The organism is Niallia sp. Marseille-Q9988, assembly GCF_976954375.1.
In genome coordinates this window covers 1-15,859 of record NZ_CDRJSZ010000018.1, presented here as the reverse complement: position 1 = coordinate 15,859, position 15,859 = coordinate 1, and the positions used below count along the sequence as shown (strand labels likewise).

The window sequence follows — 15,859 nt, the reverse complement described above, 5'->3', positions numbered from 1 at the left end:
CCCCACTTTTCCTGCCGATCCCTCTGCTGTTGGTTTTCATCCTCTTTATGAACACCATTTTTCCTGCCGATTCCACTATTTTTGGTTTTCATCCCCTTTATGAACGCCACTTTTCCTACTGCTTCCGCTATTTTTGGTTTTCACTCCCTTTATGAACCCCACTTTTCCCGATGCCCCCACCGCCTGTGGCTTTCATCCATCTTATGAACGCCACTTTTCCCCGATGCCTCCACCACTTTTGGCTTTCATCCGTCCCCTTTATGAACCACTATCACACCAAAAACAAAAAAGGAACAGAGCGCATCATACGCTCCATTCTCCTGTCCCCTATTATTCAGCTAACTTTTCCTTTAATCGTGCAAGAGTAATTTCTGCAGTACTGCCTACTTGCCAATCTGCTAATTTCATCCGTTCAGGGGTACCAACACCAATCGCAAACATATTCGCACCTTTTATTGCTAGAATACCAGCTTCTGCATCTTCCACTCCAACACATTCATTCACTTGTAACTGCAGTTGCCCTGCTGCTTTTACAAAGATTTCAGGATCTGGTTTCCCTTTCTTCAACTTTCCAGGATCTACTATCGTATCAAAGAAGGATGTGACTCCTAATCTATCTAAGATTACCGGCCCATTTTTGCTTGCCGATGCAAGACCAATTTTCATACCCGCATCCTTACATTCTACCAAAAACGCTTCAATCCCTGGGAGCAAATCATTAGGTGTAATTTCTTTTATTAGCTCTTGATAATAAATATTTTTATCATACGCTAGCTCTTCCACTTGCTTTTCTGAAAATCGCCCGCGAATTCCGCCATGCTCCAATATCTTATATAAAGAGTCCATTCGACTAACGCCCTTTAACTCTTCATTAAACTCCCGATCAAAAGGGACACCTATTGCCTCAGCTGTTTTCTTCCATGCTAAATAGTGGTATTCTGCCGTATCTGTAATAACCCCGTCTAAATCAAAAATAATTCCTTTTAACATAATAAACCCTCCCTATTTAAAAAGGAGCCCTGATCCATTATGAACTAACGCCTATCTTAAAAATAGCATTAGCATAATCATTTATCAGTGCCCCTTTCTTCTAACTATTTATTTCTTCCCAACATACTCTTTTTCTAACAAAACATTTTTTCCAAATAATTGAATTTCTAATGCTTTACCAGATAAAAGCTCTAATTTCACATCCTCAGAAGTGGTTGTTACTTTAATTAATCGATTACGATAATTGATTGTAAAGGTATAACTATTCCAGCCCTTAGGTACAAATGGTGCAAAGGAAAGCGTTCCAGTAGCTGTACGCATCCCAGCAAATCCGTGGACGATAGCTAACCAACTTCCAGACATACTTGTGATATGCAGGCCATCTTCTGTATCATTATTATAATTATCAAGGTCTAATCTAGCCGTTCTTTGATACATTTCATATGCCTTTTCCTCTAAGCCAATTTCCGCAGCTAAGATGGAATGTACACAAGGTGATAGACTTGATTCATGAACCGTCATCGGTTCATAAAAATCAAAATTACGCTTTTTCTCTTCTAAGCTAAATTCATGATTTAAGAAGTACATGCCTTGTAATACATCTGCTTGTTTAATGAAGCAAGAACGCAAAATTTTATCCCAAGACCAATGCTGATTAAGTGGTCTTTCTTCTTTTAATAGTGTATCTACTGGACGAAGATCCTTATCTAGGAATGTATCATGCTGAACAAAGACTCCTAAATCATCATCCTTCGGGAAATACATCTTATCGATAATCTCCTGCCATTTTGCTAGTTCCCTTTTTCCAATGTTTAAATCCGTCTTTCTTTGTGGAGCCGCTTTTGTCAGCAATTCTAATGTATATCTTAATGTCCAAGTTGCAATTTTATTTGTGTACCAATTGTTATTTACGTTATTCTCATATTCATTTGGTCCTGTTACACCATGCATCATATATTGACCTGTTTTTTTCGAATAATGTACTCGGTCTGCCCAGAAACGGCTGATTCCTACTAACACATCCAGCCCTTCATTTAACGCATATGTTTCATTGCCTGTATACGTTGTATAATTAAAAATTGCATGTGCAATGGCACCATTACGGTGAATTTCTTCAAAGGTTATTTCCCATTCATTGTGACATTCAACCCCAGTAAAAGTAACCATTGGATATAATGCACCTTTAAGTCCCTGCTGTTTCGCATTATGTTCAGCGCCTGGAAGCTGTTGGTGACGATACCGTAGTAGCTGTTCTGTTACTTTAGGCTCTGCAACAGCTAAATACATTGGTACAATATATGCTTCTGTATCCCAATAGGTTGCCCCACCATATTTCTCTCCTGTAAAACCTTTTGGCCCTACATTTAGACGAGCATCTTCTCCATAATAAGTAGAGAATAATTGAAAAATATTAAAGCGGATGCCTTGCTGTGCTTCTTCGTCTCCATCAATTTGAACATCTGCCTTTTCCCAACGTGCTGCCCATGCGGCAATATGTTCTTCTTTTAAAGCAGCATATCCTTTTTCTTTCGCTTTTTTTACTAACATGTCAGAGACAGTTGCTAATTGTTCCTCTTCCCAATCACGAGAGGTGGATATAGCGACATATTTCTGTAGATGGACGGAATCCCCTTGCTTAAGCTTATTGTTATAAGCATTGGCAACATACATTGTCTTTTCATTATAAGAGGTTACTTCTAGATGACTAATCGTATTAACCATCGAAGCTGAAACAGTGAATCTTGGCGTTCCAAAAGGATTATCAACCGTTCTCATTATTAGGTTACCTGAATTGACTTCAACCTTTCTTCCGATTTCTCCCCAAAATTTCTCATCATAGTTGGAGTCTTCATTTGTTACGTCTCCATCTAGATAGGGAACCAATTCAATCTTAGGTGCTCCTTTTAGTGCAGTTACCTTTATATCTATTGCACAAACCTCTTTTGCAACGATGCTTAAAAAACGCTCAAACTCAAATTGGATTTGATTTTCTCCTTTTTGAAGGATAAAGCTTCGTTTTAAAATCCCTTCCTTCATATCTAGCTCTAGGTGAAAATCAATCAGATTTTCTTTATACAAATCTACTTTGGTACCGTCTACATAAATATCTACACCAATGAAATTTAGTGCATTAATCACTTTACCAAAATATTGAGGATAACCATTTTTCCACCAGCCAACTCTTGTTTTATCAGGGAACCATACACCTGCAATGTACGTACCTTGATGGAAATCTCCTGAATAGCCTTCTTCAAAGTTTCCGCGCATCCCCATATATCCGTTTCCAATGGAGGTTAGACTTTCCTGCAATCGCTTTTCTTTTTTTTCCAACTTATTTGATATTAGCTTCCAGCTGTTTATTTCGAAAAGACGCTTATTCGACATAATCTTCTCTCCCTATGCTTTATCTGAATCTACTTTTAATCCTTTTTCTTTAAAGCCTGTTCTAAAGAATGCAAATGCAATCATTAATACCATTCCGAGTCCTTGTATCATGATCAATGTAGCAACATCAAATTGAATAAATCCATAGATTACAGCTAAAATGGTTGGTAGTCCTGCTGCATTAAGGACAATGGTTGCTGCCTCTTTAAAGGTTCGTATATCGGTAATATTAGATTTCTTTGTCAGCCACAACACAAGTGACATAAATAGAAATTGCAATACATTCATTGCTGTATATGCCCCAGCTAGTAATAGTAACAGGATTGGCAGAAGAAATGCTTTGTTCTGCACATACCATAAAGTTCCGATATATTGCAGGACATCTTCCTTGCTTTCTATTTTAAAAGGATATTTTTCCTCATTTGTTGGATAATACAATTGAAATCCGAATCCATTATCTTCTGCAATTACTGCATAGTCTTCTTTAAAAACAACGGCATTGGCATATCCTTTTATACCAAATGTCTGATCTTCCCCAGTCATCTCATATTTATTATCTTTGTCAATTGCAATAACATTTCCATCTGTTTCTTCTGCATATTGATTCTCTACTCCCATTAATTTCCCGTCTTTCACTTGCTTAGAGGACAACGCTTCTACAAAATCGTCTGTTATTAGTTCAGCTGTCCGAGGAAATAAAAACTCAAATGGGAAGGTAGTTAATTTAGCCATTTGAATAGAGGTTGGCATCATCATGCATGCAATTAAGAAAATAAAAAGGAAGATCATTTTTGGCCATGTTAATAGATTCTTACCCTTAAATACATTTGTCGGTGTAATAATAGACTTAAAATATTGCATCAAAAATGGTTCCGATTTCTTCATTGTACTCCCACTCTCTTACTTTAAAATTCTGCGGTATTTCTTATTTTAGAGGCATCCGCACCACACACTCCGTTTTAACGGACACCCCTCTAAACTAATATTTTCTTATTTTTATCCTTTTGAACCGCCGCTAGTTAAACCAGATACGAAGTTCTTTTGCAGGAAGAAGAACAAGACAACAATTGGTAATGCTGCTAGTACTGCCCCCGCTGCGAATAATGCTACCTTTTGTTCACGTGGGTTAGAGATTAATGTTTGTAGCCCAACTGCTAATGTTAATAATTCGTTTGAGCGTAATAAGAACTTAGATAATAAGAAATCATTAAATGGTGTCATAAATGCCCATAAAGCTTGAACTGCAAGCATTGGTCTTACTAATGGTAAATTAATTTGTACAAAGATTCTTAAATGCCCTGCTCCATCAATACGTGCACTTTCATCGAATTCACGCGGAATTGTATCAAAGTAGCCTTTCATTAGCCATACGTTCATCGGTATTCCACCGCCGATATAGATTAATGATAGTAGCCAATAGGAATCGATTGCTCCAAGTACTGTTGCTAGTACGTAATAAGCAGTTAATGCTGCCATTGTTGGAACCATTTGAATAACTAGGAAGAAAATTAAGCTATATTTTCTTCCGACAAAGCGATAACGACTGAATACATATCCAGAAAGAGTTACCAATGTTACTTGCACAATCATTACTGCGATAGCGATAATAATTGTATTTTTATACCAGCTTAAATAGTTTGTTTCGCTGAAAAGTCTTTGGAAATTATCTAGTCCCCAGTTTGCGTCCAATTTCAACGTAAACGCCGCCATATTGGTTGCTTGAAATGCACTTGATGCTGTTACCAATAATGGGTAAATGATTACTATTGATAGGATTCCGAGAAAACCATACGTCAATATTCTATTTATTAGTCGCGATGCTCTCATGCTCATCCTACATCATCTCCTCATTGCCAAAAGCATTTGTTTTCTTAAACGTTATGAGTGATACCGCAATTACGATTGCAGAAATGATCAGTGTTACCGCTGCTGCAACTGCATATTGTGGTGCTTGACCTGTTGTTAATTTATAAATCCATGAAATGAGAATATCTGTTGATCCTGCATTCCAGCCGATGCTTCCCGGCCCACCTTCATTGAATAAATAGATGATAGAGAAGTTGTTAAAGTTAAATGTATATTGCGTAATCATAACTGGCGCTGTAGCGAATAAAATCATCGGTAATGTAATGTTGCGGAATTGCTGCAAAGCAGTTGCTCCGTCAAGGTTTGCCGCTTCATATAGATCATCTGAGATAGATTGCAGTACTCCAGTTACCATGACAAAAATATACGGGAAGCCAAGCCATCCTTGAATCATAATTAGCGCGGTTTTTGTCCAAGTCGCATCTGTCTTCCAAGAGATTGCCGGTATATCAATGAGCGGAAGGTGATTAATCAACGGAATTACTTGGGCGTTGATGGCACCAATACTGTCATTGAACATATTAGAGAATCCCATGATAGAAATAAATGCTGGTACTGCCCATGGTAATAAGAATAGAATTCGGAAAAATGATTTTCCTTTTACATGCTTCTGATGTAATACAACCGCTGCAACGACTCCAAGAACAATTTGTAAAGTGGTTGCACCAAAAGTCCAAATCAATGTCCATACAAGAATTTTCATAAATGTTGCACGATAAGAACTTAAGAAGAAAATATTTGTAAAGTTCTCAAATCCAATCCAATCAATTAGCTTAAATGGTGGAATGTGCTGAAAATCATAGTTTGTAAAAGCAATGAATAATGTTACTAATACCGGAAAAATAATGATGAAAGCCATTAATATATAAGATGGGAATGTAAAGATATATGGGAATCCTTGCTCCCAAAGGTTTTTCAAAATATCCATTGTTTTTGTATTAATTTTTTCTCCTCTATCTCTTAAAGCTCCAATTTTGCGAGCATCAATGATATTCAAGATATAGAAGAATAAAAAGATAACAGATAAGATTAATTGCAGTGTTCCTTTAATCATTAGGAATAACGAGTGATCATCACGAGGTACACTTCCTAATGTTATTAAACCCTCTAAAGCCTGAAATCCAGTAAGTGCCATCTCTATTACAAAAACTAAAAAGAGAGCAAAGAAGATTATTCCTTTAAATGCTTGTTTATTATAAAACTGTCCTAATCCAGGAATAATGGATAACAGGGATGCTTTCTGCTTATGGTATGTTTCATTTTGACTCATTATGGGCTATCCCCTTTCTATAAATTGCATATTGTTGCATAAATGGTAATTTATTGATTTACCAAAAGAAATCATCACTCAACCAACTTTTTTTGATAAACCAATTCGTTTCGAAAGCATTTTCAATGCAAACGATTGCGTAATGAAAGAAGAAATTTCTAATTATCACTGCTGATAATTAGAAATTTCGACTGAAGGGAGTTAAATACTCCCTTCCTTTTTATTACTTATTTATACTTTTGTTCAATTGATTCTTTAATATTCTTCACTGTATCTTCTGCGGATTGTTCAGGTGTTTTTGCACCAGAAACAGCATCAAACATTAGATATTGTCCGCCATCCCATACTTCAGCCATTTGTTGAATATTAGGCATTGGAGAAGCGTTTTCAAAGTTTGCAATAACAGCTTGTGCTAATTCATTATCAGCAGGAACTGCTTCACGTGCGATAGTGTTTGCAGGAATTTCGTTTGTTGCTTCAAAGAATTTTGTTGAATTATCAGCATTACCAACATACTCTAACCATTTAGCAGCTAATTCTGGGTTTTGAGCATAAGAAGAAGCTACCCAAGCTTTTCCTCCACCAAATGCAGCGAATTTTTCACCGTTTGGTAATGTAGGAATTGCACCAACACCATAGTTAACGCCAGCATCTTTAAAAGTAGCTGCCATCCAAGGACCATCAATAATTACAGCAGTTTTGCCAGTTGTAAACATTTCCGTGATAAAGTCACCAGAACCAGTTACGTCTTGCATACCTTTTGGCCATTGATCATACCAAGTTTTCGCATATTTAATTGCATCGATTGTACCTTCGTTGTTTAAACCAATATCAGTTGGATCTGTTCCTTCGCTTCCGAATGCATATCCACCATATCCTGCAACTAATCCATAGCTAAAGTAGAAGTCTGTCCATTTTGCTAAGAATGCAGTGTTCTTGCCTGATTCAGATGTGAATGCATATTTGCTGTCTTTTGTTAATGCTTCTACCTCTGAGAAATCTTTTGGCATTTCACTAATTAAATCTTTGTTATAAAAACCTACTAACGTTTCGATAACAAATGGTGTACCATATTGTTTTCCTTCAAACGTTACTAACTTTGATTCTGTATCTGTAATTCCTTCTGGCTGTGTTGTTACTTCCGCTAAATGACCTTGGCTACCCATTGAACCAACGCGGTCATAAGGAACGATAAATACATCTGGACCAGTTCCAGCAGGACCATCTAATGCTAAAGCATCTGCTTGGTCTGTCATTGCCATTACTACTACTTTTACTTCTGCATTATTTTCAGACTCAAAATCGCCTTTAATGCTTTCAATATATTTTTTATACCCATCGCCATCAACTGACACGGTTAATGTTTGTTTCCCGTCAGTAGATCCGCCTTTTGAACTTTCTTTCGTATCATTGCCGCCGCAAGCGGTTAAAGAGAATGCAGTAAGTAATGCTACTCCTGACATTAATAGTTTTTTATAGCTTTTCATGAAATTTTCCCTCCTTGTTTATCTCACATTCTCATTGTAAATTTGAAACCGTTTTAATGCAATCGCTTTCTCTGTGTTACCGATAACAGAATGTAACATCCACACACATCAATGCATAGATTACCTAATGTTGGGTAAATATACGTTAATTTGCGTGTTTTCTATAGTTTAACCGTAATTTGGGATTAGTGGTGAATGGATGGGGTTCCTTCCTCAGTTACTTCTTTGACTTTGTTTTTTTGCTTTCGGGCTCAGAGGGGGGATCTCTGTTACCTTTTCGCCTTTCTTTTCCTGTTTTCGGGCTCAGAGACGGGCTCTCTGTTACCTTTCCGCCTTTCTTTTCCTGTTTTCGGGCTCAGAGACGGGCTCTCTGTTACCTTTTCGCCTTTCTTTTCCTGTTTTCGGGCTCAGAGACGGGCTCTCTGTTACCTTTCCGCCTTTCTTTTCCTGTTTTCGGGCTCAGAGACGGGCTCTCTGTTACCTTTCCGCCTTTCTTTTCCTGTTTTCGGGCTCAGAGACGGGCTCTCTGTTACCTTTCCATCTTTCTTTTCCTACTAACAGGCGCAGAGAGCATCCACTTTCACTTGAAAACAAAAAACCAAAACTATTCCTCTTTAAGCGAATAATTTTGGCTCTTATTAACAAAGGTTTATCCTTTTACTCTTTTTAACGAAACTTTCCCCATATTAAGTTTAGAGAAAATGATTGTTAGAATAATTGGTATTACAATTGCAACAACCATCGCGATTGCGAAGGTAACCATATATTTTGGTTGAATGGACAGAATTCCTGGTATTCCACCTACACCTATTGAGTTTGCCATTACTCCTGATCCAACAGAAATAATTGCAGCAAATAGGGAGCCGATCATAGCGGCAAGGAATGGGAATCCATATTTTAAATTAATACCAAACATGGCAGGCTCTGTTACTCCTAAGTAACAAGAGATTGTTGCTGGAATGGATACTTGTTTTTCTTCTTCGTCTTTTCTATTTAAATAAATCATCGCAAGTACCGCTGATCCTTGTGCAATATTGGATAATGCAATCATTGGCCATAGATTTGTTCCACCAAATTCACTCATTAATTGTAAATCAATTGCATTCGTCATATGATGTAATCCTGTAATGACAAGTGGTGCATAAGCAAAACCAAATACTGCTGCAAATAACCAGCCTAAAGTAGAGGTTAATCCAGAGTATACAACATCTGAAATGACTGAACCTATCTTCCATCCGATTGGACCTAGTACGGTATGGGCAATTAAAACAGTAGGCACTAATGCAAAGAATGGTACAACAATCATCGAAATGGCATTTGGCACTATTTTACGCAAACGTAACTCTAGGAAGGAAAGTAATAAACCCGCTAAAATAGCTGGAATCACTTGCGCTTGATAACCAATCATGTCAACTTGAGCAAAACCAAAATCCCAAAATGGAATTTCTTCTGCAGAAGCTACCGAATAAGCATTTAATAATTGCGGGGATACTAATGTAATCCCTAATACAATCCCAAGAATTGGAGTAGCTCCCATTTTTCTTGCCACTGCCCACGTAATCCCTACAGGCAGGAAGTGAAATATTGCTTCCCCTATTAACCATAAGAAACTATTTGTTCCCGCCCAAAATTGTGAAACCTCTACTAAAGTTTTTGTTCCGTCTTCTACTAATTTGATTTCTCCAATTACGTTTCGGAAACCAAGAATTAATCCCCCAACTACGATAGCTGGGATTAGAGGGGTAAAAATATCCGCTAAATGGGCTATCATTCTTTGCAGAAAGTTCATGTTTTGTTTTGCCGCTACTTTTGCCTCATCCTTTGATGTATCACTCACTCCTGCAATAGCAATAAATTCATTGTAAAAAGATGAGACTTCATTTCCGATAATGACCTGAAACTGCCCTGCTTGCGTAAATGTTCCCTTTACAAGCTTTATTTTTTCAATGCTGTCTATATCAGCCTTAGATGAATCGTTTAAAACAAAGCGCATTCTTGTTGCACAATGTGTCACAACAGAAATGTTTTCGCTTCCACCAACGTGTTCAAGAAGTTCTTTTGCCTGTTCTGTGTATTTCCCCATCATTCTTTCCTCCTTTTTTCCTTTTCTCCCATGTATTTATCAATCATTTATAATTCCTATTGCATACCTAAAACCTGTATATACAAGTTTTTGATTACGTTTTCATTATAGTTGTATATACAGGAGGTGTCAATATAATAAAAAATAAATATTTTGAAACAGAAAAAGATAGGAAACTAGTGCGCAAAAAAAAACAGACCTCTACAATTTATTCCCTACAAAAAGATAAAATGCTATTGTAATAAATAAATGTATAGATCTGCTTATTTATAACTCACAGTAATAGTGCCAGAGAAATTCCCACAATTAACATCACACTAATATAAAGATAATCATATAAAGTGATAAACGTTTTTTGAAAATACGTTCGATCCCTTTCCCCTGTAAATCCTCTTACCTCCATCGCCATTGCCATTTGCTCTGAACGACGTATAGCTTGTGTCAACAAAGGAACCGCATAACGGAAGAAGGCTTTCCATGTTCCGCTATGTTTATACCCTCGAACCCGATGTGCTTCTTTCAATTGTGCTAAATCAGATTGAAACATGGGAATACAGCGAAATCCTGCCAGCATTCCATATGCCCATTTCGGAGACAATTTCCATTGATGGATAAGACTCATCATTAATTCATATAAATTAGTCGTTGTAGTAAAAAGCAGGCCAATTGTAACGAAGGCAAGCATGCGCATAGAAATAAGGAAGCCACTTCTTATACTTTCTTCTGTTACTTGAAACCATGCCCACTTCCAAACAACTGTTTCTCCTTTTCCAAATGCTGCCAACATCCAAAATGTAAGTACAAAAAAGACGGAATAAGGAAGAAGCACTTTAACAAGAAATTTCCCCTTCCATCCTCCTAGCATTAAACCAAGTAACATCACATATATCCAGATTGCTAATGTAGAAAATGCGCTTTGAATCGTCATTAAGATAACCATTAACAAAATATGTGTCATTAATTTTATCGCTGGATTAAGATGTGATAGGTAAGACTCGTTGCTTTTGATTGTCTCCAGCCTCCTTTAAATCTGCGATTAATTGATAATGAAGAGGAGGTACAACAGCTAGCTCTTTACAAAGCTCTTGATTGGAAAAAAGAAGATATGGATGGTCAGAAAAAGCAATATTCTTCTGATGTAGGACTACAACCTTATCTGCATATTGATCGACAATATCCATATCATGTGTAACCATTATAATAGAAGTTCCTTCCTTCTTTCTTTTTTCAAGAACCTGTAATAAATCATGAGAAGATTTCGCATCTTGCCCAAAGGTAGGTTCATCTAATAAAAGAATATCTTGATCTAATAACAGCATGGTCGCTACACTCAATCTTCTTTTCTGTCCAAAGCTAAGGCTAAAAGGATGCTGATTTTGAAATGGCTCTAAACCAAATTCCTTCAAAAGCTCTATAGTTCGCTGATTAATATCCGCTTCCTTCCATTGATACTGCATACCAGAAAACGAAATTTCATCAAAGACCGTTTGATTAATAAATTGAAGCTCCGGATTTTGGAATACAAAGCCTAAGTGCTGATATAAGTCTCTTTCTCTCCACTTTTTCAAGGCCTTTCCATGAAAGTGAATATCTCCCTTTTTGCTCTTTTTCAAATGAGCAAGGATCTTTAAGAAAGTACTTTTACCTGCCCCATTGTTCCCAATTACCGCAATCCATTCTCCTTTATTCACGGTTAAATCTATGTTTTCTAGAATGGTTTCTTTATTATAAGCAGCTTCTAAATGCTTCACTTCAAGAAGCGGATCGTCAAGCCCTCCAGACTTTTCTATGCCATTTTGGCTTTCATACTTATTGATTAGTTCTAATCTCCTTGGATGACTTTCATTTTGAATGAATTCCTCCCACTTACAAGGGTAGACTTGGGGAATCCAAATTCCAGCTTCTCGCATCTCCTCTTTGTACTGTCTAAGGACCATTTCAGGTTTCCCATCAGCAATTATCTGCCCATTTTTATTCAAGAGAATAACACGATCCATCCATTCTATACATCCATCTAAAACATGTTCGACCATCACCATCGTTTGACCAGTTCTAGCTGCTGTATTTTTTATCACTTCAAAAACTTCTTTTCTGCCAGAAGGATCAAGCTGCGCAGTGGGTTCATCCAAAAAGAGTACTTCTGGCTCTAATGCTAATAGACAAGCTAGCGCTAACCGTTGCTTCATTCCTCCTGAAAGGTTTGCAATAGGGGTATGTGGCTCTATCATTAATCCTACTGTTTCAAGCACCTCAAAGATTATCCCATCCATTTGTTCCCTAGGCACTTTTCTATTTTCCAAACTAAAGGCAATTTCTTCATCTACATGCTGCATACAAAACTGTGTATCAGGATTTTGGAAAAGGACACCTGCCCTTTTCCTTCTAATTACTTCTCCTGACACATATGCTTCTATATGTTCCGGAATAATGCCAGCTAAAACAGATATAATAGTAGATTTCCCACTGCCACTCGGACCGAGAATTAATACCTTTTCTCCTTGATTAATATGCAGTGTAACTTTTTTGAGGACAGGCTCCTTGTCCTCAAAAAAGCGCACAGATAGATGATTACATCCTAACAATGAACTCATCATTATTCTCCTTCTTCCGATTCGATCTACAAATAGCATATCCATTCAGGACACCTGTTTTACCAAGCCCCTCCACAATTGCTTTGGCTAATAATCCTCCTAAAAGAAGACCACTAATTACCTGTATAATAAAGGTTAGAATGAGTGTCGTCGTCGTATAATAGGAAAAACCATTCGCAATAATGCTATATAACATGCTTCCACAAGCTGCGAGTGCCCCTGACAGCATTAAGACTGAAACATGGTATTTTTTATAGCGGAAGACTGCAAAAGCTATTTCCGCTCCAATTCCTTGAAATACGCCTATTAATAATGCGGATAAACCAAAATGGCTGCCAATTAAAAGCTCTACTGATGCTGCAACTACTTCTGCTATTAAGGCCGCACCTGGTTTCTGTATAATATAGGCAACGATTGGACTCGCAATAACCCATATTCCGAACATAAAGTTAGCTCCAACTGGCCCGACAAGTGCGGAAATTGGGAGCCATAAAGTGGACCATCCCATATAAAGAACCCCACATGCTACGGCAATTACAACTAATAAGACTACCTCTTTAATTTTCCAGTTCATACAATCACCTCAAAGGTTTTCACTGGCCACTCTTCTAGATGATAAGCCATATCCCAAAACTTATATTCTAGTTGACAGCTTAATAGAAAATACTCCATTAGCTTGCCTTTCTGTTCTTCATTAAGCGTTTCAGCAAGTTCATCTAATCGCTGACAAAGAGGTGTTGTGACAGTCATAGGACCATCACCATAGAAATGGATCCAGTCATAAAAAGGATGGGTACTATCTGGATTTACCTTTTCTAAAAGCCTTTTCCCGATTTCTACATAAGTCCATGGACAAGGCAAAAGAGCTGCTATAATATCCGCTATGCCGCCTTGATGGGCAACCGTTAGCATATGTCGGATATAATGGTGAGCAGAAGGAGCTACCGGAAACCCTTGTAGGTCCTCGTATTTAACACCTGCTACTTCACAAAAATTATTATGCGGATGTGTTTCACTATGTAGCACAAAGGAAATTTGGTTATTAAATAGCTCTATATCCTTTCTGTTCGTGCTTTTTGAAATCGCCAATCCGTAAATCTTCATAAAGGCATTTAAATATTCAAAGTCTTGTTTCACATAATGAATGAGCTGTTCTTTCTTTAAATCCCCCTTGCCAATCCCTTGAACAAATGGATGTTCAAAAATTGCCTGAAAGATTGGTTCAGCTTGCTTGCGTAATTCTTGTGAAAAACTCACTTGATTTCCTCCTTCTTTTGGTCCTAGAAGACCTACATTAAGATTTTTAATGAAAAGGAAAACATGGAGCAACTTTGCAATGCAAAAAAGCCACTCCAAAAAATGGAGTGGCTTTATCATGAATAAAATAACCGTACTATTCTTTTGCCGACTCCACTTTCCTACGCTAGTATGAACTAGATCAGGTTCAAAGGGTCCAAGTATTCTTGTCTCAGCCAAAAAGGCTCCCCCAGTGGATTTTCCTATTCAATTACTTAATACATTACCTAAAACCTCTAATTTTTGTCAATCATTTTCCCTTCATTCTTTTTTAATTATTCTGCTTACCTCATTTGTTAAAAGGGTATATTTTTAAAGTAACTTCTAATATGTGGCTGGGATTTCCTATTATTGAAGAACTTTCACAAAATAGACATATTCATGTGATGTTTTTCACATAATTTAAGTATATAATCACTATATAAACAGTAATAACATTTTACAAAAGAAAGATTTATAAGATACTATGGAGAAAAGTAGCTACAAAGTAATTGTTTAACGAATCTTGTTCTCCATTTGTAATGAAATAGCTTTAAATACTATTAATCTATTAAATTTGAAAAAGGGAGTTGCAAAAGATGAAACAACAAAATATAAATCGTGTCGTTTTAATTGGTACAGGTGCTGTAGGATGTAGCTATGCTTATTCATTAATTAACCAAGGTGTCACAGAAGAACTTGTTTTAATTGATGTAAATAAAAAAAGAGCTGAAGGGGAAGCAATGGATTTAAATCATGGGATCCCATTTGCTCCAGCTCCAACGAAAGTATGGGCAGGCGACTATTCTGACTGTGGAGATGCTGATTTAATTGTTATCACTGCAGGTCTACCTCAAAAGCCAGGAGAAACTCGTTTAGATTTAGTTGCCAAAAACACAAGCATCTTCAAAAGCATTGTGAAAGAAATTACTGCTAGCGGATTTGATGGCATTTATTTAATTGCCACAAACCCAGTTGATATTCTTACTTATGTCGTTTGGAAAGAGTCTGGTCTTCCTAAAGAGCGAGTAATCGGTTCTGGGACTACATTAGATTCTGCCCGTTTCCGTTATATGCTAGGGGAGTATTTCGATGTAGATACACGCAACATTCATGCTGCTATTATCGGTGAGCACGGAGATACGGAGTTGCCAGTATGGAGCAGTACAACTATTGGATTAGAAAGCATTGAAACAAAACTAGCTAAAAATGATAAATACTCTCAAAAAGATCTAGATGAACTTTTCATAAATGTTCGAGATGCTGCTTATCATATTATTGAGCGTAAAGGTGCAACTTATTATGGAATCGGAATGTCCCTTGTCCGTATTACCAAAGCGATTCTTGGAAATGAAAATTCTATTTTACCAGTATCTGCATACCTAGATGGTGAGTATGGCCATAAAGATATCTATATTGGTGTTCCTGCTATTATTAATCGTCAAGGAATCCGTGAGGTTCTTGAACTAAAACTAAATGAAAAAGAAGCAGAACAATTTAACCACTCTGTGGAAGTACTTAAACAAACAATGAACTCTGCTTTAAATTAAGTTAGAGAGGCTGGGACATAAACATTTCAGCTAACAATAAATACGAACGATTATGCGGCAAGTTTACATGAACGTTCGTATTTATATTTTAGAAAAAGGTTTAAAAATGAAGTGAAATGGAGCGGAGGACGATCGACTCCTGCGGGAAATAGAGGAAAGGCTGAGACCCCGCAGCGCAGCGAGGAGGCTCAGCTTCCTCCCCGCGGAAAGCGACAGTCTGTAGCGCAATGGAACTACTTAGTTTTTACACTTGAATATATTTGAAACCATAAATAACTAATATGAAAAAGTAGCTTTATTTAAGAGCTAAATTAGAGATTGTTCGTCTTTAAAGATTAGTTATTTAGATTTGTCCCAGCCTC

Annotated in this window: 12 protein-coding genes and 1 riboswitch; of the genes, 1 reads left to right on the top strand and 11 read right to left on the bottom strand. The window is 37.1% G+C overall.

Features of this window, described 5'->3' with window-relative positions:
* Positions 1-330 precede the first annotated feature (330 nt).
* The 11 genes from pgmB to tenA form a co-directional block, all read right to left on the bottom strand.
* Positions 331-990: a beta-phosphoglucomutase gene (pgmB, locus tag ACWNMZ_RS23045; protein ID WP_449598913.1), complete on the bottom strand. Its 660-nt coding sequence runs from the start codon at positions 988-990 to the stop codon at positions 331-333.
* A gap of 108 nt (positions 991-1,098) precedes the next feature.
* Positions 1,099-3,375 carry a glycoside hydrolase family 65 protein gene (locus ACWNMZ_RS23040; protein WP_449598912.1) on the bottom strand — a complete coding sequence of 759 codons (2,277 nt, stop codon included), beginning with the start codon at positions 3,373-3,375 and terminating at the stop codon, positions 1,099-1,101.
* Between the two features lie 12 nt (positions 3,376-3,387).
* A complete protein-coding gene (locus tag ACWNMZ_RS23035; protein ID WP_449598911.1) occupies positions 3,388-4,260 on the bottom strand; it encodes a DUF1189 family protein in 873 nt (290 codons plus the stop codon).
* Positions 4,261-4,371: 111 nt separating this feature from the next.
* Positions 4,372-5,208, bottom strand: coding sequence for a sugar ABC transporter permease (locus ACWNMZ_RS23030; protein ID WP_449598910.1), 837 nt, complete (start codon positions 5,206-5,208; stop codon positions 4,372-4,374).
* A gap of 1 nt (position 5,209) precedes the next feature.
* Positions 5,210-6,511, bottom strand: a complete 1,302-nt coding sequence (locus ACWNMZ_RS23025) for a sugar ABC transporter permease (protein ID WP_349205191.1) — start codon at positions 6,509-6,511, stop codon at positions 5,210-5,212.
* Positions 6,512-6,738: 227 nt separating this feature from the next.
* Positions 6,739-7,998 carry an extracellular solute-binding protein gene (locus ACWNMZ_RS23020; RefSeq protein ID WP_449598909.1) on the bottom strand — a complete coding sequence of 420 codons (1,260 nt, stop codon included), beginning with the start codon at positions 7,996-7,998 and terminating at the stop codon, positions 6,739-6,741.
* Between the two features lie 649 nt (positions 7,999-8,647).
* A complete protein-coding gene (gene treP, locus ACWNMZ_RS23015) occupies positions 8,648-10,081 on the bottom strand; it encodes a PTS system trehalose-specific EIIBC component (RefSeq protein ID WP_031540183.1) in 1,434 nt (477 codons plus the stop codon).
* Between the two features lie 274 nt (positions 10,082-10,355).
* On the bottom strand, positions 10,356-11,090 hold the full coding sequence (locus ACWNMZ_RS23010) for an energy-coupling factor transporter transmembrane component T family protein (protein ID WP_031540182.1): 735 nt from the start codon (positions 11,088-11,090) through the stop codon (positions 10,356-10,358).
* Entirely contained in the window at positions 11,056-12,672 is a 1,617-nt protein-coding gene (locus tag ACWNMZ_RS23005; RefSeq protein WP_035416772.1) for an ABC transporter ATP-binding protein, read from the bottom strand. The genes ACWNMZ_RS23010 and ACWNMZ_RS23005 overlap by 35 nt, the downstream gene beginning before the upstream one ends.
* Positions 12,650-13,246 (bottom strand): ECF transporter S component, encoded by a 597-nt coding sequence (locus ACWNMZ_RS23000; protein WP_031540180.1) that lies wholly within the window; start codon positions 13,244-13,246, stop codon positions 12,650-12,652. The genes ACWNMZ_RS23005 and ACWNMZ_RS23000 overlap by 23 nt, the downstream gene beginning before the upstream one ends.
* Positions 13,243-13,929, bottom strand: a complete 687-nt coding sequence (gene tenA / locus ACWNMZ_RS22995; protein WP_031540179.1) for a thiaminase II — start codon at positions 13,927-13,929, stop codon at positions 13,243-13,245. Before tenA ends, ACWNMZ_RS23000 begins: the two co-directional genes overlap by 4 nt.
* Before the next feature lie 141 nt (positions 13,930-14,070).
* Positions 14,071-14,170, bottom strand: a riboswitch (TPP riboswitch).
* 376 nt (positions 14,171-14,546) lie between these two features.
* Here tenA and ACWNMZ_RS22990 point away from each other — a divergent pair.
* The gene (locus ACWNMZ_RS22990) at positions 14,547-15,497 is read left to right on the top strand and encodes an L-lactate dehydrogenase (protein ID WP_251628993.1); all 951 of its coding nucleotides are present in this window, start codon (positions 14,547-14,549) and stop codon (positions 15,495-15,497) included.
* The last annotated feature ends 362 nt before the right edge of the window (positions 15,498-15,859 follow it).

Bases quoted from the DNA above. Each gene is read 5' to 3' on its own strand.
- ACWNMZ_RS23035 (WP_449598911.1), bottom strand. From the start codon at position 4,260: ATGAAGAAATCGGAACCATTTTTGATGCAATATTTTAAGTCTATTATT.
- ACWNMZ_RS23020 (WP_449598909.1), bottom strand. From the start codon at position 7,998: ATGAAAAGCTATAAAAAACTATTAATGTCAGGAGTAGCATTACTTACT.
- ACWNMZ_RS23025 (WP_349205191.1), bottom strand. From the start codon at position 6,511: ATGAGTCAAAATGAAACATACCATAAGCAGAAAGCATCCCTGTTATCC.
- ACWNMZ_RS23040 (WP_449598912.1), bottom strand. From the start codon at position 3,375: ATGTCGAATAAGCGTCTTTTCGAAATAAACAGCTGGAAGCTAATATCA.
- pgmB (WP_449598913.1), bottom strand. From the start codon at position 990: ATGTTAAAAGGAATTATTTTTGATTTAGACGGGGTTATTACAGATACG.
- treP (WP_031540183.1), bottom strand. From the start codon at position 10,081: ATGGGGAAATACACAGAACAGGCAAAAGAACTTCTTGAACACGTTGGT.
- ACWNMZ_RS22990 (WP_251628993.1), top strand. From the start codon at position 14,547: ATGAAACAACAAAATATAAATCGTGTCGTTTTAATTGGTACAGGTGCT.
- ACWNMZ_RS23000 (WP_031540180.1), bottom strand. From the start codon at position 13,246: ATGAACTGGAAAATTAAAGAGGTAGTCTTATTAGTTGTAATTGCCGTA.
- ACWNMZ_RS23030 (WP_449598910.1), bottom strand. From the start codon at position 5,208: ATGAGCATGAGAGCATCGCGACTAATAAATAGAATATTGACGTATGGT.
- ACWNMZ_RS23005 (WP_035416772.1), bottom strand. From the start codon at position 12,672: ATGAGTTCATTGTTAGGATGTAATCATCTATCTGTGCGCTTTTTTGAG.